General features: G+C 61.5%; 18 protein-coding genes and 1 pseudogene. 8 read left to right on the top strand and 11 right to left on the bottom strand.

Annotated features, from left to right (window positions below):
* Positions 1-35: 35 nt before the first annotated feature.
* Complete coding sequence (locus ACSQ26_RS07270) at positions 36-1,556, top strand: S10 family peptidase (RefSeq protein ID WP_436007692.1); 1,521 nt, start codon at positions 36-38, stop codon at positions 1,554-1,556.
* 1 nt (position 1,557) lies between these two features.
* Here the strand turns inward: ACSQ26_RS07270 and ACSQ26_RS07265 are convergent, their stop codons facing one another.
* Entirely contained in the window at positions 1,558-2,250 is a 693-nt protein-coding gene (locus tag ACSQ26_RS07265; protein WP_436007690.1) for a superoxide dismutase, read from the bottom strand.
* Positions 2,251-2,373: 123 nt separating this feature from the next.
* Here ACSQ26_RS07265 and ACSQ26_RS07260 point away from each other — a divergent pair, with 123 nt between their 5' ends.
* The 4 genes from ACSQ26_RS07260 to ACSQ26_RS07245 all read left to right on the top strand — a co-directional run bounded on the left by ACSQ26_RS07260 (position 2,374) and on the right by ACSQ26_RS07245 (position 5,345).
* Positions 2,374-2,847 carry a group II truncated hemoglobin gene (locus tag ACSQ26_RS07260; RefSeq protein WP_436007688.1) on the top strand — a complete coding sequence of 158 codons (474 nt, stop codon included), beginning with the start codon at positions 2,374-2,376 and terminating at the stop codon, positions 2,845-2,847.
* An 88-nt stretch (positions 2,848-2,935) separates the two neighbouring features.
* A complete protein-coding gene (locus ACSQ26_RS07255; protein ID WP_436007686.1) occupies positions 2,936-4,066 on the top strand; it encodes a class II histone deacetylase in 1,131 nt (376 codons plus the stop codon).
* 2 nt (positions 4,067-4,068) lie between these two features.
* Positions 4,069-4,890: an SDR family NAD(P)-dependent oxidoreductase gene (locus ACSQ26_RS07250; RefSeq protein WP_436007684.1), complete on the top strand. Its 822-nt coding sequence runs from the start codon at positions 4,069-4,071 to the stop codon at positions 4,888-4,890.
* Positions 4,891-4,976: 86 nt separating this feature from the next.
* On the top strand, positions 4,977-5,345 hold the full coding sequence (locus tag ACSQ26_RS07245; RefSeq protein ID WP_436007682.1) for a hypothetical protein: 369 nt from the start codon (positions 4,977-4,979) through the stop codon (positions 5,343-5,345).
* Here ACSQ26_RS07245 and ACSQ26_RS07240 read toward each other — a convergent pair.
* Positions 5,342-5,572: a hypothetical protein gene (locus ACSQ26_RS07240; protein WP_436007680.1), complete on the bottom strand. Its 231-nt coding sequence runs from the start codon at positions 5,570-5,572 to the stop codon at positions 5,342-5,344. The two genes, ACSQ26_RS07245 and ACSQ26_RS07240, sit on opposite strands and share 4 nt — an antisense overlap.
* Before the next feature lie 189 nt (positions 5,573-5,761).
* On the opposite strand from ACSQ26_RS07240, the gene ACSQ26_RS07235 reads away from it, so the two are divergent.
* The 3 genes from ACSQ26_RS07235 to ACSQ26_RS07225 all read left to right on the top strand — a co-directional run bounded on the left by ACSQ26_RS07235 (position 5,762) and on the right by ACSQ26_RS07225 (position 8,164).
* Positions 5,762-5,929, top strand: coding sequence for a hypothetical protein (locus tag ACSQ26_RS07235; protein ID WP_436007678.1), 168 nt, complete (start codon positions 5,762-5,764; stop codon positions 5,927-5,929).
* An 88-nt stretch (positions 5,930-6,017) separates the two neighbouring features.
* Entirely contained in the window at positions 6,018-6,944 is a 927-nt protein-coding gene (locus ACSQ26_RS07230; RefSeq protein WP_436007676.1) for a DMT family transporter, read from the top strand.
* A 68-nt stretch (positions 6,945-7,012) separates the two neighbouring features.
* On the top strand, positions 7,013-8,164 hold the full coding sequence (locus ACSQ26_RS07225; RefSeq protein ID WP_436007674.1) for a serine hydrolase domain-containing protein: 1,152 nt from the start codon (positions 7,013-7,015) through the stop codon (positions 8,162-8,164).
* On the opposite strand, the pseudogene ACSQ26_RS07220 reads toward ACSQ26_RS07225, so the two are convergent.
* The 9 genes and pseudogenes from ACSQ26_RS07220 to ACSQ26_RS07180 form a co-directional block, all read right to left on the bottom strand.
* Positions 8,165-10,343, bottom strand: a pseudogene (locus tag ACSQ26_RS07220) (putative bifunctional diguanylate cyclase/phosphodiesterase). It lies immediately after the preceding gene.
* A 34-nt stretch (positions 10,344-10,377) separates the two neighbouring features.
* Positions 10,378-11,028 (bottom strand): GntR family transcriptional regulator, encoded by a 651-nt coding sequence (locus ACSQ26_RS07215; RefSeq protein ID WP_436007672.1) that lies wholly within the window; start codon positions 11,026-11,028, stop codon positions 10,378-10,380.
* 18 nt (positions 11,029-11,046) lie between these two features.
* Positions 11,047-11,436, bottom strand: a complete 390-nt coding sequence (hpxZ, locus tag ACSQ26_RS07210; protein WP_436007670.1) for an oxalurate catabolism protein HpxZ — start codon at positions 11,434-11,436, stop codon at positions 11,047-11,049.
* A gap of 21 nt (positions 11,437-11,457) precedes the next feature.
* Positions 11,458-12,138 carry a cysteine hydrolase family protein gene (locus tag ACSQ26_RS07205; RefSeq protein ID WP_436007668.1) on the bottom strand — a complete coding sequence of 227 codons (681 nt, stop codon included), beginning with the start codon at positions 12,136-12,138 and terminating at the stop codon, positions 11,458-11,460.
* 1 nt (position 12,139) lies between these two features.
* Positions 12,140-13,663, bottom strand: coding sequence for an ABC transporter ATP-binding protein (locus ACSQ26_RS07200; RefSeq protein ID WP_436007666.1), 1,524 nt, complete (start codon positions 13,661-13,663; stop codon positions 12,140-12,142).
* Positions 13,660-14,385, bottom strand: coding sequence for a biuret amidohydrolase (gene biuH / locus ACSQ26_RS07195; RefSeq protein WP_436015145.1), 726 nt, complete (start codon positions 14,383-14,385; stop codon positions 13,660-13,662). The genes ACSQ26_RS07200 and biuH overlap by 4 nt, the downstream gene beginning before the upstream one ends.
* A gap of 19 nt (positions 14,386-14,404) precedes the next feature.
* Complete coding sequence (locus ACSQ26_RS07190) at positions 14,405-15,325, bottom strand: ABC transporter permease (RefSeq protein WP_436007664.1); 921 nt, start codon at positions 15,323-15,325, stop codon at positions 14,405-14,407.
* Positions 15,325-16,437 (bottom strand): ABC transporter permease, encoded by a 1,113-nt coding sequence (locus tag ACSQ26_RS07185; protein WP_436007662.1) that lies wholly within the window; start codon positions 16,435-16,437, stop codon positions 15,325-15,327. Before ACSQ26_RS07185 ends, ACSQ26_RS07190 begins: the two co-directional genes overlap by 1 nt.
* 70 nt (positions 16,438-16,507) lie before the next feature.
* The gene (locus ACSQ26_RS07180; protein ID WP_436007659.1) at positions 16,508-17,614 is read right to left on the bottom strand and encodes a BMP family ABC transporter substrate-binding protein; all 1,107 of its coding nucleotides are present in this window, start codon (positions 17,612-17,614) and stop codon (positions 16,508-16,510) included.
* Positions 17,615-17,765 lie beyond the last annotated feature (151 nt).

The raw sequence follows: 17,765 nt of genomic DNA, 5'->3' as shown, positions 1-17,765 counted from the left end.
TCAGGCAACGGTATCGAAAAGGAGACCGAATCCCGATGAAGCTTCGCACATTGCTGCCCCTGGTCGTTACCGCGGCCGCACTGATACTCACGCCGGCCTACGCCGAGAACGTGCGGGATGGCGCGTCGGCTTATGCCGGGACGGTGCGGGACAACACGCCGGCCGAGGGAATACTCGAACTGCTGCCGGCCGATGCCGAGACCAGCCATGTCCTGAAGACCGCAAATCGCGAAATCGGCTACACCGCGACTGCGGGCACGCTCGATCTCTTCGGGCAGGACGGCAAGATTTCGGCCAAGATTTTCTACACCGCCTATGTGGCGAAGGATTCCACCGGCAAGCGTCCCCTCACCTTCGCCTTCAATGGCGGGCCGGGTGCCGCCTCCGCCTACCTTCATCTCGGCCTGGTCGGACCGCGCGTTCTCGATTTCGGCCCCGGCAACGACGATGGCGCGACGCCTGAACTGAAGGATAATCCCGACAGCTGGCTCGATTTCACCGACCTCGTCCTGATCGACCCGGTCGGCACCGGCTGGAGCCGAGCCGCCAACAATTCCGACAGTTTCTACAGCGTCAAGCAGGATGCCGAGACGATCGCCAAGGTCATCGCTCTCTACACCCAGCACAACAACCGCACATCCGCGCCAAAATACCTGCTCGGCGAAAGCTATGGCGGCTTCCGTGCGGCCAAGGTCGGCATGGCGCTGAAAAACACCCAGGGCATGCTGATCTCGGGCATCATCATGGTCTCGCCGCTGATCGAAGCACGGCTGATTTTCGGTGCGACCGATTATCCGCTTGGCGCCGCATTGCAGCTTCCGTCCATCGCCGCGGCGGAACTCGAACGCACGAACACATTCAGCCCCGAAGCCGTCGCCAAAGCCGAACATTATGCGATGACCGACTACATCGTCTCGCTGGCCGGCGCGACACCGTTCGGACCGAAAGGCGATGCGTTCTATTCGAAACTCGCCGAAATGACCGGCATAGATCGCGACAAGATCGTCCGGACCGGCGGCTTCGTCGGCGACGTCTTCTCGAAAACCGACGGCGGCCGGATCGCAAGTCCTTATGACGCGGCCTATACGGCACCGGATGCCTATCCCGAGACGCCGCTCGACCGGTCCGACGATCCGGTGCTCGACGGCTTCACCCGCGCATACGGTTCGGTCTTTGCCGGTTATGCCCGCAACGAACTCAACTATGCCTGCGACATGACCTACAACCTGCTGTCGCTCGATGTGAACCGCCGCTGGAACTGGGGCGAAGGACGCGACAGTTCCCGCGCCGATGCCGGCGCCTCGAAAGACATCCGCGACCTCCTGTCCGCCATTCCGAGCTTCCGGCTGATGGTGATGCACGGCTACAGCGACGTGCTGACCCCCTACGGCGCCAGCCGCTACGTGCTCGATCACCTGCCGCCAACGCTCGCCAAGGGTCGGACGGAACTGACCAAATACCGCGGCGGGCATATGTTCTACACACGGGCGGATTCGCGGACCGGGGCGAGCCGGGATGCGCGGCGGTTCTATGCGAGTGGGGCTGGGACGGAGTAAGTCATCCAGCAGCCACCCGCTCGGCCACGACCTTCCAGTTCACGATATTGTTCATCACCGCCTTGATGTGCTCTGGCTTGCGATTCTCGTAGTCGAGATAATAGGCATGCTCCCATATATCGATACCGAGATAGGCGGGGCGGCCGGCGGCGATAGGATTGTTGCCGTCTTCGTATCCAACCAGCGCCAGCTTGCCGTCATCGTCACGGGTCAGCCAGACCCAGCCGGTGCCGAAGACCGTATCGGAAACCGAGACGACCTTGTCGACGAAGGCATCGTAGCCGCCGAATGTCTCGTCGATCATCCTGGCGAGATCGCCTTCCGGATTCTTAGGCCCGCCGGGAACGAACTGGGCCCAATACGCCACGTGGTTCCAGGCCTGTGCGGCATTGTTGAAGATCTTCTTGTCGGTGTCCTTGCCTGCGGACGCCTTTACGATGTCGACCAACTCCATGTCGCCATAAGGTGTGCCCTTTGCGGCCTCGTTGAGCGTATCGAAATATTTCTTGTGATGCTTACCGTAGTGAAGGCCGACGGTCCGCGCGGAAATGTGCGGCGCCAGCGCATCCTCGGCAAACGGCAGTGGCGGCTGTTTCAGCGGCAACGCGGCGCGCAAGACATGCGGCGTCCCGATGATTGCGGCACTGGCGGCGATGGTCGCAGCTGAAAGAACGGTGCGGCGGGTGACATGCATGGCGGATCTCCTCTTTTTCTGCACGATGATCCGCAAACTGCCAGAACCAGAAATGTTTCCATCAACACCGCTTGATAGCGTACGCGCCTCCCCCATATCTTTCTTCAAACAGGGAGATCGATTTTGACAGTACCCACGCTTTACGAATGGATCGGCGGCATCGATGCACTCAACCGTCTGACCGATGAATTCTACCGCCGCGTCCATCAGGACGAACTGCTCTCACCGGTCTTTGCCGGCATGGACGCCGGCCATCCCCGGCATGTAGCCATGTTTCTCGCCGAAGTGCTGGGCGGGCCACCGCTCTATTCCACGGAGCGTGGCGGCCATCCTGAAATGGTCCGCCATCACCTGGGCAAGCATCTGACCGAAGCGATGCGCCGGCGCTGGATCAACCTGTTGCTCGACACCTATACCGATCTCGAATTGCCGGCCGATCCGGAATTCGCCTCCGCCTTGGTCGGCTACCTCGAATGGGGCACGCGGCTGGCAGTAATCAATTCCGCTCCCGGCGCCAAGGTCTGGGAAAACGCACCCATGCCGAAATGGGGCTGGGGCGAGACCGGCGGGCCGTTTATTCCGAAGAAGAAAGCGTAGTTTTCAAACCTTCAAAACCAGTTGGTTCTTCCATCATTGGCTGTTGCCCGTGTTATGAACGAGTCTCTTTGGCGAGGGGGATTCGGAATTGACGGCGAGCGTATCGGAAACCGGCTTCTGGTGGGACGAGAAATGCTTCTGGCATTCGGGCGGGTCCTACGCCTTTATCATGCCTGTGGGCGGACTGGTGCAGCCACTCGCGGCAGGGGGTTTGCCTGAGAACCCCGAGACGAAGCGGCGTCTCAAGAATCTCATGGAAGTCACGGGATTAATTCGGCAATTGCAGGTCTCTTCGGCGGCCATGGCTACCGAAGAGGAACTGCGCCGCGTCCATCCGGCTTCCTATCTCGAAGCCTTCAAGCGGCTTTCCTCGGAAAAAGGTGGCGAACTGGGCGAGCGTACGCCGTTCGGGCCGGGCGGATATGATATAGCCGCCCTCTCGGCCGGTCTCGCAACCGAGGCGCTTCGCACCGTTCTCAAGGGCGAGCAGCGAAACGCTTATGCCCTGTCGCGTCCGCCGGGACACCATTGCCTGCCCGACAAGCCGATGGGCTTCTGCCTGCTTGCCAATATCGCCATCGCGATCGAGGCAGCGTTCGCCGAGAAGCGCGCGGCCCGTGTGGCCGTCATCGACTGGGACGTCCATCACGGCAACGGCACTGAAGGAATCTTCTACCAGCGCGACGACGCGCTGACGATCTCGCTGCATCAGGAAAACAACTATCCGCGTGACTCCGGCAAGGTGGAGGATCGCGGCGCCGGACGCGGCGAAGGCTACAATATCAACATCCCCATGGTGCCCGGTACCGGTCATCTCGGCTATCTCCACGCTTTCGAGCGGATCGTTCTGCCGGCGCTCCACGCGTATAAACCGGACGCCATCGTGGTTGCGTGCGGCTTTGATGCCTCGGGCGTCGATCCGCTCTCGCGCATGCTCGCCTCCTCCCGTACATTCCGCGATATGACACGACTGACAATGCAGGCGGCGGACGAGCTCTGCGGCGGCAGGTTGCTGCTGGTCCACGAAGGCGGCTACTCGGAAGCGCATGTGCCCTTTTGCGGCCACGCCGTGATCGCGACGCTTGCCGGCTCGTCGATCGACGCGCCGGACCCGCTGGAGGGCAGGCTCGATTTTCAGCAGCCGAATGCCGATTTCGTCGCTTATCAGAAGGCGCAGATCGACCGGATGGCGGACATATTTGCCGCGCGGAGGTTCTGAGCATGCGTTTCAAGGACAGGATCGTGCTGGTCACCGGCGGCAATTCCGGTATCGGCCGCGGCATTGTGCATCGCTTCGTTGAAGAAGGAGCGCGTGTCGCCTTCGCTGGACGCAACCTCGACAAGGGCGTCCAGGTCGAGGCGGAAGCGGCGGCGCTTGGAGGTCGCGCGACTTTCTTCCCGTGCGATCTGGCCGATGAAGCTGATGTGCGCGACCTGATCTCGAACATCGCCGGTTGGGGCGGCCTGCATGTCGTGGTCAATAATGCGGGCGCAGGCTCGCGCCGCTCCGGCATCGAAGACGGCGACGGCCCGGGCGCACGTTGGGACAAGATGCGCGGGCCGAACCTCGATTCCACCTATTTCGTCTCGTCGCATGCCCTGCCCCTGATGCGCGACAGCGGCGGCGGTGCGATCGTCAACATATCCTCGACAGCGACGCTGCACGGCAATTGGGGCCTCTATTGCGTGGTCAAGGCGGCGGTCGAGGCGCTGACCCGCTCGCTTGCGGTCGAAGGCGCGCCCTTCGGCATCAGGGCCAATTGCGTGAGCCCCGGCTGGATCGCCACCGATCTTGACGCCAGCGAAAACCCGGCGGGCACATCAAGTGGCCAATGGGAGCTTCCACCCGGGGTGCTGAACCGTATGGGCACACCGGCCGAGATCGCCAACGCGGTTGCATTTCTTGCCAGCGATGACGCGTCCTTCGTCACCGGCCAGACGCTGGTTGTCGATGGCGGACTATCGATCCTCGACTATACATCGCTGAAACTGTTGGAGACGCGTGGCGCCAGTCTGTTTTCCGGAACAGTGCGAAAGGATTGAGCGAATAACGCCGCGATGGGCCGGTACTAAACTATTGCTGGAACAAAATATCTCCCATCCGGTTGATCAGCCGAAGGAGAATGCAAATGCAGGAGATTCAGAACCCGCTGCAGCCCAAAATTCTGGTGATCCAGAATGAATTCGTCAGCGAGATGCGGCTGGCGCTTGAATATGCCGGCTTCGGCCTCAACGACCCATCGGCGATGAAGCAGCAGATCACCAGCATTCTCGAAAACCAGGCGATTTCAGCGGCAATCCTCGACACATCGCTGGATCGGCAGGCGGCGACCTCGATCGCCGACATCCTAGTCGAACTCGACATCCCGTTCGTCTTCGCAGGCAACGACAGCCAGTCAGAGCTTCCCGAGCGCGTGGCGGCTTACACGATGGCGCCCGATATGGCCAACCTCACTGTGATCGCGCACTCCCTGCTGGGAGCCCCGACATTGCATTAGTGAATGGCGAAACGCTCACGCGCCGCAGCGCGGCCCAGCGTTCTAAGTTCGAACGGATCGGTCAAACCGTTGCGATAGGCTTCCACCAGATAAGCGGCAAATTGCTCGCGGCGCTTGGAAGACGGCGTGAACCACTCTTCGGCGGTCACTGATTCATAGACATGCTTGATCGTTTCAAACTGCTCGGGTCTTATCACGCAGGACGCAGCGTCAAGTGGGAAAGACATGGCTCTCCTCCTGTTCAAGATCCTCAAGGCGACGCACATTGCGCGCATTATATGGCATTTGCAAGATGGCTAATAGAGCGAGCTAGCTCGTTAACTCCTCATTCACCCTGTTTTGAACGCTTCGCGCCGTTTTGGAACAGGTCGATCCAGTTGGCATTTTAGGGCCAGATAAGATCAGGGAGACCCAGAATGCGCAGCGAAGCTAAGACGAATTTCAATCTCATATTCGACCCGATTTCCAAATCGGCATTGATTCACAGCGGCGACCGGATGATATGGCTCGCCGGTCCCTTCGCCACCTACCGCGAGGCGATGTCGGCGGCACGATCGATGGCGAATTCTGCAACGAAAAGATGATTTAAAGCCAGACCGCGTCATGCATGTCGCGGTCGGGAATGCAATAATCTCCCGATAATGTAGAAGGGCGGCAGATCGGGGGACCAGCTTGCAGAATCGCGCCGCGCTTGGAATTGGCTATCTTTGCCTGGGGATTCTGATTTTCTCCATTCAGGATGCGATCATCAAGTCCGTGTCGGGCGACTACGCCCTGACCCAGGTCGTGTCCATTCGCTGCCTTGTCTCTGCGCCCATTCTTCTCGTTATGGTGCATTTCGACGGCGGCCTGCGCTCCCTGATCGGCCGCGAATTCTGGAAGCTCGTGGCCCGCTCGGCCCTGATGCTTGTGGCCTACACCACCTACTACATGGCGTTTCCGGCCCTGCCATTGGCCGATGCCGTGGCGCTGTTCTTCACCGTGCCGCTGTTTGCGATGGCGCTCGCCGCACCTATTCTCGGTGAATCGATCGGCTGGCGCCGCATCACAGCTGTCATCGTCGGCTTTGTCGGTGTCATGGTGATGCTCAGGCCCGGCGCCGGATTGTTCGAACCGGCCGCCCTGCTGTCGCTCTTCTCGTCCGTGACCTATGCGCTGGCAATGCTGATGGCCCGCAAGATGGGCACAGAGACATCGGCCCCCGTCATGGCCTTCTACCAGAATGGCGTCTATCTCACCGGGGCCTTGATGATCGCAGGCTTCTTCGGTGCAATCGGCGTGCACGAGGCCGGTCATCCGTCGATCGATTTCCTGATCCGCGGATGGACGATGCCGAACACCCGGGATTTCCTGCTGATCGCTTCCTGTGGCGTCATCGCGGCGGTTGCCATGACCTTGCTCACCAACGCCTATCGCATCGCCAAGGCCAGCGTCGTCACGTCGTTCGAATATACCGGCATGCTCTGGGCGCCGCTCTGGGGCTACCTGTTCTTCGGCGAGATTCCGCATCTCACGACCCTTGCCGGCGCCGGCCTTATCATTGCCGCAGGCATGTTTGCCCTATCGTCGCCGAGTGCCCGGGAAAACAAACCTGCATAAGCAGCCGATGGACCGGCGATGACCCATGTGCCACAAAGGCCTGTCCCCTAATCGATGTGGATCGTGACATGCTCGAAGAAGACTATCCCGAAGCCTCGCTAGCCAACTGGCGCACGCATCCATTCAACGTTCGCGGTTTCCATAATGTCGATCGGCTCATCGCCACCCAACCGATCGAGTGCGCGCCGAGCACCGTCCCTCTGCCGCGCGGCAGGATACTGGACCTCGCGGCCGTCATGGTCGATGGATCGAGCGCATCAAGCGGGCTGCAGCAGAGCCATACAGATGGCTTCATGGTACTCCATCACGGTGCGGTGGTTGTCGAGCAATACGGGCCTACGGCCACCGCTTCGTCCCGTCACATCATCTTTTCCGTCAGCAAGTCGGTCACCGGCACGCTGGCAGGCGTGCTTGTGGATCGCGGCGAACTCGATCCGGATGCGCCAGTCTCGCGCTACGTGCCGGAGATCATCGGTTCCGCCTATGGTGATGCCACGGTACGCAACCTCCTCGACATGACCGTATCTGTCCGCTTCGTCGAGGATTATCTCGACCCGCTCGGCGACGTCGCCCGCTACCGTGTCGCGATGGACTGGAATCCGCCCGGCGCCTTTCCCTACCAGGGCGGGCTGCATTATTTCCTCGCAACGCTGCCGAGGGACGATGGCCCGCACGGCGAGCGCTTCCAATATGTCTCGCCGAATTCCGACCTGCTGGGCTGGGTTCTCGAAAACGCCGGCGGCTTGCCGATCGCGGAAATGCTATCACGTTATCTCTGGCAGCCGATGGGTGCGGAAAGCAGCGGTTTCATCACCGTGGATCGCAACGGCGCTGCCCGCACGGCCGGCGGCATCTGTGTCACGCTTTCCGATCTCGCGCGTTTCGGCGACATGATGCGGCTGGACGGCAAGGCCAATGGCCGCCAGGTCATTCCCAAGGCCTGGGTCGAGGACATCATGACATCAGGTGATCCCGAAGCGTGGCAGAAGGGTGATATGACCCACTTGCTGCCGGAGGCGCGCTACCGGTCGAAGTGGTATATCCCCACCGATCACCCCGGCACCTTTTGCGCCATCGGCATTCATGGCCAATGGATCTATGTCGATAAGGACGCCGGTGTCACGGCGGTGAAGTTTTCCTCGCAGCCCCTGCCCGTCGATGAAGGCCTTGACCGATCAACACTCGCGATGTTCCGCGCAATCGCGAATGCCTTGCGCTGATCAGGCCCGCAGACGGCGCGGTTCCGGCGCCCGGCGTGCGATCAGTTGCTCCGTCTCCGCTCTTGGCATCGGCTTGCCGAGCAGAAAGCCCTGCACTTCATCGAAACCCTCGGCTCTGAGGCGGTTCATCTGTTCGATCGTCTCGACGCCTTCGGCAAGCGCGATTGCCTTGAAGCCGGCGGCCATGCCGACAACCGCACGGACGATGGCGAGATCGCCCATATCAGTTGCCACGCCGGCCACGAAACTGCGGTCGAGCTTGATCTTGTCGAAAGCGAAGGACCGGAGATAGCTAAGCGATGAATAACCGGTGCCGAAGTCATCAATGGCGATGCGGACGCCGAGTTCCTTAAGCATCCTGAGAAGCGGCAGGCTGTGGGTGCTGTTGGACAGGAAGACAGATTCCGTGACCTCGATCTCCAGCCTGCATGGGTTCAACCCCGATTTGTTCAGGCAATCGACGAGATGCGGCAGCAGATTGGAGCTCTGGAACTGCGTCACGGAGAGATTGACGGCGACCTTCACGTCGTTGGGCCACTGGGCAGCTGTGCGGCAAGCTTCCATCATCACCCATTCGCCGATCGGAACGATGAGACCGGTATCCTCGGCAATGGTGATGAAATCGCCGGGAAGGACAATGCCCTGCTCCGGATGACGCCAGCGAAGAAGCGCCTCGAAGCCGGATAGTTCCTGCCCCACGAGCCGGTAGATGGGCTGGAAATAAAGCTCGAACTCATCGTTCTCCAGGGCGCGGCGAAGCTCCATCGTCAGTTGATGCCGCCGCTCCGCCTCGATCCGCATATGGCTCTCGTAAAAGCGAAAGGTAGAACGGCCGCCATCCTTCGCCGAATAGAGGGCAAGGTCGGCATTGCGCATGAGGACGTCGACATTGTCGCCGTCGTCGGGCGCCAGCGCGATGCCGATCGAGCAGCTTACATGCTCACGCATGCCATCGAGATCGAAGGGATCGGCCATGATCGCCAGCAGGCCATCCGCGAACTGCCGGGCGCGCACCATGCCGTCCGTCAGGTTGATCAGGATGGCAAATTCGTCGCCGCCGAGCCGCGCCACGATATCGCCGTCCTCGGTGAGCACGGAAAGGCGCGCCGCGATCTGGCAGAGCAATGCATCGCCTGCGGAATGCCCGATGCTGTCATTGATGTGCTTGAAGTGGTCGACATCGATATAAAGCAGCGCGAACGGTCCCTGCTGGGCGATCTGGAAGGCCCGCCGGCTAATCTCGCCCGAGAAGAAAGTGCGATTCCAGAGGCCTGTCAGCGAATCCCGCATCGCAAGCCGTGCGAGTTCCGCCTCCACGGCACGCTCCTCCGAAACGTCCTGGGAAATGCCCATCAGATAGCGCGGGCGCCCGCCATCCTGAGCGGGCAGCATCTTCTTGACGGTGCGGCGCGTACGCGCCCTGCCCTCGGCATCGACGAGCACGTCCTCGAACGATACCGGTCCTTCGGAATAAAAGGCGCGGAGGTCTTCGCGCCGAATCCTGTCCGCGCGTTCGCCGGCAAAGATGCCGGTATCGTTTTTCCCTACGACATCGCCCGGCCGCTGGCCGATCACCGAGGCGCATTCCTCATTGTAGATGACATAGCTTCCGTGATTTTCGAGGTCCTTGACGAAAACCCCGATCGGCAGATTATCGACGATCGTGTCGAGAAACGTCCGGGCCTCGCTGACCTGCCGGTGTGCCGCCGTAAGTTCCGTGCGGTCCTGGACGATGGCCAGGATGGCCACCTTGTCCTCAAGCCGGATCTCGCGACCATACGTCAGGACTTGGAAGACTTCGCCATCCGCCTTGAGATGAGCCCAGCGTTCTGCCTTCTCCATGTCGCTGCGATCCTCGACCGCCCGGACCATGCGCTCGCGCTCGTATTCAGGCCGGATATCGAGCACGGTCATAGATTGGAAATCGTCGCGCGAATAGCCGTAAAGCGCAATCGCCGCCTCATTGACGATCAGGAAGCGCAGCGTCGCGGCATCATAGACCCACATCGGCGAAGGATGCGTCTCGAACAACGAGCGGAAATCGCCGTCCATGAGCCCGTTATGTTCGTTATGAAGGCCATATTTGTGAAAAAGGATCATGAGCAATTCGACCGGAGGCGATGGCAACGGCCAGACGGTAATAGAAAAAAGTGAATAAAATCAAAATGTTGAGAAGCACAAAAAACGATCACTTGCACAAATTGTATGCGCCGCTAGCCGCCCGCAAACTCATTCCAGGCATCCTCGACGAGCGTGATATGCGCCCGCATGAAACTCTGGGCATCGATCCCGTTGCCCCTGAGGATCGCCTCGACGATCAGGCCGTGCTCGGCATGCGACTTGGAAAGGCGCCCGAGCGTCGAAAACTGCGCGCGGCGAAAGGGCTGTAGCCGCTGGCGCGTCAGCCGCGTCACATCCTCCAGATAGCTGTTATGCGAGCCGGTATAGATCGCATTGTGGAACAGCTCGTTGTAGCGGATATAGCTCAGCCGGTCGCCGTTGGAGACCACGCCCGCCATCTCGCCATGGAGTTGGTCCAGTGCACGACGTTCGGCGGAGGTCATGCGTTCGGCGCTGAGCGCCGCGCAAAGCGCCTCGAGATGACCCATCAGTTCAAACATGCCGGTCAAGGCATCGGTATCCGGCTTGGCGACGATTGTCCGGCTGTGCGGCTTCTGCTCGACAAGGCCGCTCGCCGCCAATTGCTTGAGCGCTTCGCGGATCGGCGTCCGCGAAACTGAAAACTCTGATGCAAGCTGGGTCTCGTCCAACACAGCGCCGGGCGCTAGGTCGCCACCAATGATCCGTTCGGAAAGCTGGCGGCGGATGTCCTCCGCCGATGTGCGCGGCACTCTCTTCAGCACGGTTCAATCCGCTTGGGGTCACGACCCATTAAGTTCATCCATCATGCTCACATGCGCGGCCGCGACCTTCCAGCCGGTCCCGGTCTTCACCCAGACCTGAGTCTGCCGGCCGATCTTGCCAGGCGCATCGTCACGAATGAACAGCGTCTGGGCGGTCGCGCAATCGGTGCCGTAACTGGTGATCACGGTTCGGTCAAGCTTACGCTCGAAAGGCGCCTGTGTCGCGCGGAAGGCGAGCACTTCCGCATATCCGTGCTGCACGTCATTGAGCCCGTAGCGCACCGTTTCCGGTCGCTCCAGGAACATGCGGGCAAGCGTATCGTTGTCGTTTCTGAGCAGAGCCGCCTCATAGGCCGCGAAGATCGCCTCGACCTCGGCAAGCGTGGCGGGATCGTTGATCACCATCATCCGGCCTTCCCACGTCTTTCTTCAGACATGAGCCCCTGCCTCCGCGACCGCTTTCTCCAGCGCCCCAAGCGGCGCCACCCAGCCGACGATGCCGCCCTGCGCCACGATCATCTCGATCGCCGCGGCCTTGAATTCGGCGAAATAACTCTCCGTCGCATCCTCGACCAGCAGACATTCGAAGCCACGATCGTTTGCTTCGCGCATTGAGGTCTGGACACAGACTTCCGTGGTGACGCCGGCAAAAACCAGATGCGTGATGCCGCGCTCGGCCAGCGGCCCGTCAAGCCCCGTCGCCCAGAACATGCCCTTGCCGGGCTTGTCGATGACAATCTCGCCGTCGATCGGCGCGAGGTCATCGACGATCTGGTTGCCGGGCTCGCCGCGCACCAGCAGCCGGCCCATGGCGCCGGCCTCGCCGATCTTCAACGATGGATTGCCGCGCCGGATTTTCGACGGTGGGCAATCCGATAGATCGGGCCTGTGGGCCTCGCGGGTGTGGATCACCAGCCAGCTCTGCTTGCGAAACAGCGCGATCAGACCGGCGACTGTAGGAATTATGGCTTCAAGCCGCGCAACGTCGTTGCCGAGGCTGTCGCCGAAGCCGCCCTTCTCGATGAAATCGCGCTGCATGTCGATCACCACCAGCGCAGTGTGCCTGGGGTCGAGCAGATAGGGATAGGGCCGTGCCGGAACGTCGATCATCTCAGTGTCCCGCCATGTGCTGGCCGATCGTATTGCGGTCGGTATCCTCGATCGGCGAGACATAAGTGATCGTGCCGCCCGACATCACCGCCACCCGGTCGGCCAGTTCGAGGATCTCGTCGAGGTCCTCGGAGACCAGCAGCACGGCGGCACCGCGATTGCGGGCCTCCATGATCTGCGAGCGGATATCGGCGACCGAGGCGAAGTCGAGACCGAAGCAGGGATTGGCAACGATCAGCACATCGACATCGCCCGAGAGTTCGCGTGCCAGGATCGCGCGCTGCACATTGCCGCCGGAAAGCGCCTCGATCGGCGCATCCGGCGAGGTGGTCTTGACGTTGTATTTCTTGATCAGGTCCTCGGCCTTGCGCTTCATCGGGCCGGGCTTCATCCACCAGCCGAAACTGGCAAGCGGCGGCTTGTCATAGGTCCGGAAGGCAATGTTTTCCGCCACGCTCATGCGTGGGACGGCGGCGTTCTTCAGCGGTTCCTCCTGCAGTCCGAAGACCTTGAAGCGATCGAAATTGCCGCGCGTTGGCGTGAAATCCTGACCGCGTACGAAGATCTGTCCCTGGCTCAGCTGGCGCTGGCCGGAGAGCGCCTCGACGAGCGCGGATTGCCCATTGCCGGATACGCCGGCGATGCCGACGATCTCGCCGGACCTGACCTTGAGATTGATCGCATGGATCGCCGGCAGGCCCAGCTCGTCCTCGGCGAAGAGGCCGGCGAGATCGAGCACGTCCTTCTTCTCAGCGATGGTCGCACGGACGGCTCGCTCCTTGACCTCGGTATCGCCGATCATCATCCGGCTCATGTCCTCGACTGTGGACGTCTTTGCATCGCCGTCGCCCGTCAGTCGCCCACGCCGCAGCACGGTGAAATGATCGCAGAACGTCTTCACCTCGCGGAACTTGTGGCTGATCATCAGCACGGTGATCTCGCCGCGCTCGGTCATGCCGCGCAACAGGCCCAGCATCTCGTCGGCCTCACCCGGCGTCAGCACCGAGGTCGGCTCGTCCAGGATCATGAAGCGCTGGTCGAGATAGAGCAGCTTGAGGATTTCCAGCTTCTGCTTTTCGCCGGCCGACAGCGACGACACCTGCGTGTCCATCGGCACCCGGAACGGCATGGTCTGCATGAAGGCGTCGAGCGCCTTGCGCTCCTTGGCCCAATCTATGATCGTGGGTGCGTCCGCGCGCGAGATGACGAGGTTCTCGGCCGCCGTCAGGCAGGGCACCAGCGTGAAGTGCTGGTAGACCATGCCGATGCCATTGGCGAGCGCGTCCTTCGGCGAGCGGACCACGACTTCCTTGCCGTCGAGCAACACCTGCCCCTTGTCGGCGGAGTAGAAACCCATGATGCATTTGACGAGCGTGGATTTGCCCGCGCCGTTCTCGCCGAGCAGTGCGTGGAAAGACCCCGCCTCGACGCGGAGCGATACATCGCCCAGGGCGGTGAAATGACCGAAGGTCTTGGTCATGCCGAGCGCTTCGAGCGATGGCGCGCGTTTGGCTGTCTCGGTCATGAGCTTGCCTCCGGCAGAGCGGCGACGAAATCCGTGGAATTGGAGACCGCGCCGAACACCCCGCCCTGCATCTTGATCATATCGACGGCGGCGAGATGGTTCTCCACCTTGGTCGCCGCGCAGCAATCCTCGAGCAGCAGGCACTCGTAACCTCGGTCGTTGGCATCGCGCATGGTCGTATGAACACAAACATCGGTGGTGACGCCCGCAAAGACGATGTTGCGGATGTTCCTCATCGACAGCACGAGCTGGAAATCAGTGGCCAGGAACGTCCCCTTTCCGGGCTTGTCGATGATCGCCTCGCCAGGCTCCGGTTGCAGTTCCGGGATGATTTCCCAACCCGGCTCGCCGCGCACGAGGATGCGTCCGCAGGGCCCCTGGTCGCCTATGCCCGCGCCGATGCGCTGCGAGCGCCAGCGCTTGTTGGCCGGCAGGTCCGAGAGATCGGGCTTGTGGCCCTCGCGGGTATGGATGATGAAGTAGCCCTTGGCGCGCATGGCCTTGAGCACATTCTGGATCGGCACGATCGGCCCGCGCGTCAGCGAAATGTCGTAACCCATTGAATCGACATAGCCGCCCGGAGCGCAGAAATCGGTCTGCATGTCGATCACAACGAGCGCGGTGTTGTGCGGACCCCAATTGCCGTCGAAGGGCCACGGATAGGGATCGGCGGCGAGCGTGACGCCGCCCTTGATGATTGCCGCCTCGATACGTTCGTCCATGGATGCCATGACCGTAACCTCACTTATTGATGGAAAGCTCGCCCGGCACTTCACGTGCAGCCGATTTCGACTGGGCCGAGGCGATCATGATGAAAAGCGTCAGGATGTAGGGCGCCGCATTGAAGAAATAGTAGCCCTGGCTGATCCCGATCGATTGCAGTGCCGGCCCGAGAGCACCCGCCGCGCCGAACAGCAGCGCCGCGAGCAGGCATCGCAGCGGCCCCCATCGAGCGAAGATCACCAGCGCTACCGCCATCAGCCCCTGCCCCGAAGACAGGCCCTGGTTCCACGAGCCGGGATAGTAGAGCGACAGGAAGGCGCCGCCGATACCGGCCATGAAGCCGCCGATCGAGGTGGCGATGAAGCGCACGAGATCGACCGAGACGCCCATCGCCTTGGCCGCCGGCGCACTGTCACCGGTCATCCGGACGATCAGGCCCCATTTGGTGTTCTTCAGCGCCCACCACAGGAAGACGCCGAGCGCGATGCCGACGAAGAACAGTGGATTGACTTCGAGCGCCTGCGCCAGCCGCGAATCGCCCGTCCAGCCGCCAAGCGGGATGGCTTCGAGACGCGGCGCGGTCGGCTGGATGTAGGGCTTGCCGAAGAAGAAGGCGAGACCCGTGCCGAAGCTCATGATGGCGATACCGATCGCCATGTCGTTCACCCTGGGCAGCTTGCAGATATAGCCGTGGATGGCACCGAGGAACATGCCGGCGAGGCCGGCCAGAACCACGCCGAACCAGGGATTGCCGGTCTGGTAGGAGCCGGCATAGGCAACCATGGCGCCCAGCACCAGCGAGCCCTCAAGACCGAGATTGACCCGTCCGGATTTCTCGGTCAGGCACTCCCCGAGTGCCACGAACATGAAGGGCGTCGAAACCCGGATCGCGCCGCCGAGCATGGCGATCAACGCCGTGACGAGCATGGAGTCTTCCATCAGCGTGCACTCCCCGATTTCGGCTGGAGGAAGGGTATACGGCCGTAAAGCGTGTCCGAAGTCAGCAGCACCACGAAGATCAGCCCCTGCAGCACCAGCACGGTGGCGTCAGGCAGGCCCATGCGCCGCTGGATGATGCCGCCCGCCGCCGCCAGCGCACCGAACAGTACTGCGACCGGGATGATCGCCAGCGGCACCTGGCGCGCGAGGAAGGCAACGAGAATGCCGGTGAAGCCATAGCCTGCGACCAGCGATGCATTGGCCTGGCCATGGATCGCCGCGACCTCGAAAAAGCCCGCGAGCCCGGCACAGGCACCGGCAATCGCGCAGGACGTCACCAGCAGGAAGCCGACCGGCAGACCCTGTGCCTGGGCAGCGCGCGGATTGCCGCCGGTCATCCGCGCGGCAAAGCCGAAGGTCGTGCGGGTCATCAGCAGATGCAGCAGGATGGCGAGAATGACGCCTGCGCCCAGCCCCCAATGCACATCGGTACCCGGCATGGCGCCAACACGGTAGGCATCGCCGATCGGCATGGTCGATGGCTTGTTGGCCGAGGCGGGATCACGCAGCGCACCCTCGACGAAGAAATTCATGATGGCGATCGCGATATAGGAAAGCAGCAGCGAGGCGATCGTCTCGTTGACGCCGCGATAGTGCCGCAGCCAACCCGTCAGACCGAGCCAGAACGCGCCTGCCAGCATGCCCGCCATCGCCATCAGCGGCAACGTGAGAAATACGGGTACGGTGTTCGAAACCAGCGGGATTGCGATGGCAGCCGAGAAGAAGCCTCCCAGTACCAGCGCGCCCTCCCCGCCGATCATGGTCAGGCCGATCCGCGCCGGAATGGCGAAAGCAAGGCCGGTCAGCACCAATGGAGCTGCCCGCTGCAGCGTGTTCTGGAAGGAGAAGCTGGACCCGAAGCCCCCGGTCCAGATCAGGCTGAAGAACATCAAAGGCGATTTGCCGAGCAGCAGCAGGAAGATCGAAAACAGCAGCGCCGATACGATGAGCGCCGCAACCGGAATGATGATGGCCTCGGCGAATTTCAGCCCTGCCACCGATTGGCTTCGCCCGACAGGCACCGCCACCGCCGCGTCTATGCTTATTGCCATGACCTTCTCCTGCCGCTCGTTTCGATGCCGGGCGACATTGGCCGCCCGGTATTTCCGCAGATGCGACGGGTCAGGTAATCGAGCCCTGCACGCCTTCGAGCAGCCAGCCCATGCCGTCGAGATAGGGATCGTAATTGTCGTAGGTCTTTTCGACGACAAGCTTGCCGGTATTGTCCTTGAGCGTGCCCTTGTAGATGGGCTCTCCCTTGGTCAGTGCCGCAATCGCCGCGTCGGCGGCCTTGATCGCTTCAGGCGTGGCGGCCGCGCCATAGGGCGTCGAGCGCAGCATGTCCTTGTCGTAACCACCGACGAGGAAGTTCGGCAGTTCCTTGGCGCCCGCGATATCGGCGGCGTAGGATTTGTAGATCGTTTCCCACTTGTATTCGGCGCCGGTGATGAAGCCCTTAGGCGCCAGCGAAGCCTGCGAGGCATTGTGGCCGCAGGTCTTGACGCCACGGCCCTCGGCCGTCTCGATCACCACTTTCGGGCTGTCCACATGGCAGGTAATGACTTCGCAACCCGCATCGACCAGCGCATTGGCGGCTTCCGCCTCGCGCACCGGCATCGACCACTCGCCGGTGAAGATCACGCGAACGGTCGCATTGGGATTGACGCTGCGCGCGCCGAGCAGCACGGAATTGATGTTGGAGAGAACCGACGGGATCGGCTTGGCGGCCACGAAGCCGATCTTGCCGCCCGGCGCCGAGAGCCCGGCCGCGACGCCGTTCACATAATGCGCCTGGTTGAGATAAGGGAAATAGGAACCGGCATTTTTCGGATCGGCATCCTTGTTCCACAGCGGTGCTGCGTGACGGAAGGCAACCGCCGGATATTTCGCCGCCATTTCGAGCACGAAGGGCTTATAATAGCCAAACGAGGTGGCGAGGATGAGGTTGGCGCCATCGATATTGATCATCGACTCCATGGATTTGGCGACCGCATCGGTCTCCGGCACGTTTTCTTCTTCCACGACGGTCACGCCCGGTACCTGCTTGAGCGCCTCCACCGCGACCGCATGGGCCTGGTTCCAGCCAAAATCGTCACGCGGGCCGACATAGACAATGCCGACGATGACGGGGGACTGTGCCCGGGCTAGGGAAAGCGGCATGGCCGATGCGGCAAGACCGGCCAGACCGGTTTTGATCAGCGAGCGGCGGGAAATTTCAAATGATGACATGGCAGGCTCCCTCTGAAACAGCGCGTCATGCGCCCTGTAAAGGGAAACGCAAATTGTATGCCAGACGGAATTCGGAAAATTCAGAAACGTAAGGGTTTGTTTTTATTAATTTTATAGTCCGCATCGATTCTGGCAGCGCGCCCTGCCGAGT

It is taken from the genome of Rhizobium sp. LjRoot254, from assembly GCF_964254105.1.
Taxonomy (GTDB): domain Bacteria; phylum Pseudomonadota; class Alphaproteobacteria; order Rhizobiales; family Rhizobiaceae; genus Rhizobium_E.
Note: the sequence above shows the minus strand (reverse complement) of the source record. Positions and strands in the feature narration are given on the sequence as shown.

Coding starts and splice junctions, on each gene's coding strand:
- ACSQ26_RS07185 (WP_436007662.1), bottom strand. CDS start 16,437: ATGGCAATAAGCATAGACGCGGCGGTGGCGGTGCCTGTCGGGCGAAGC.
- ACSQ26_RS07200 (WP_436007666.1), bottom strand. CDS start 13,663: ATGACCGAGACAGCCAAACGCGCGCCATCGCTCGAAGCGCTCGGCATG.
- biuH (WP_436015145.1), bottom strand. CDS start 14,385: ATGGACGAACGTATCGAGGCGGCAATCATCAAGGGCGGCGTCACGCTC.
- ACSQ26_RS07205 (WP_436007668.1), bottom strand. CDS start 12,138: ATGATCGACGTTCCGGCACGGCCCTATCCCTATCTGCTCGACCCCAGG.
- ACSQ26_RS07235 (WP_436007678.1), top strand. CDS start 5,762: ATGCGCAGCGAAGCTAAGACGAATTTCAATCTCATATTCGACCCGATT.
- ACSQ26_RS07250 (WP_436007684.1), top strand. CDS start 4,069: ATGCGTTTCAAGGACAGGATCGTGCTGGTCACCGGCGGCAATTCCGGT.
- ACSQ26_RS07240 (WP_436007680.1), bottom strand. CDS start 5,572: ATGTCTTTCCCACTTGACGCTGCGTCCTGCGTGATAAGACCCGAGCAG.
- ACSQ26_RS07270 (WP_436007692.1), top strand. CDS start 36: ATGAAGCTTCGCACATTGCTGCCCCTGGTCGTTACCGCGGCCGCACTG.
- ACSQ26_RS07265 (WP_436007690.1), bottom strand. CDS start 2,250: ATGCATGTCACCCGCCGCACCGTTCTTTCAGCTGCGACCATCGCCGCC.
- ACSQ26_RS07225 (WP_436007674.1), top strand. CDS start 7,013: ATGCTCGAAGAAGACTATCCCGAAGCCTCGCTAGCCAACTGGCGCACG.
- ACSQ26_RS07245 (WP_436007682.1), top strand. CDS start 4,977: ATGCAGGAGATTCAGAACCCGCTGCAGCCCAAAATTCTGGTGATCCAG.
- ACSQ26_RS07180 (WP_436007659.1), bottom strand. CDS start 17,614: ATGTCATCATTTGAAATTTCCCGCCGCTCGCTGATCAAAACCGGTCTG.
- hpxZ (WP_436007670.1), bottom strand. CDS start 11,436: ATGATGGTGATCAACGATCCCGCCACGCTTGCCGAGGTCGAGGCGATC.
- ACSQ26_RS07190 (WP_436007664.1), bottom strand. CDS start 15,325: ATGGAAGACTCCATGCTCGTCACGGCGTTGATCGCCATGCTCGGCGGC.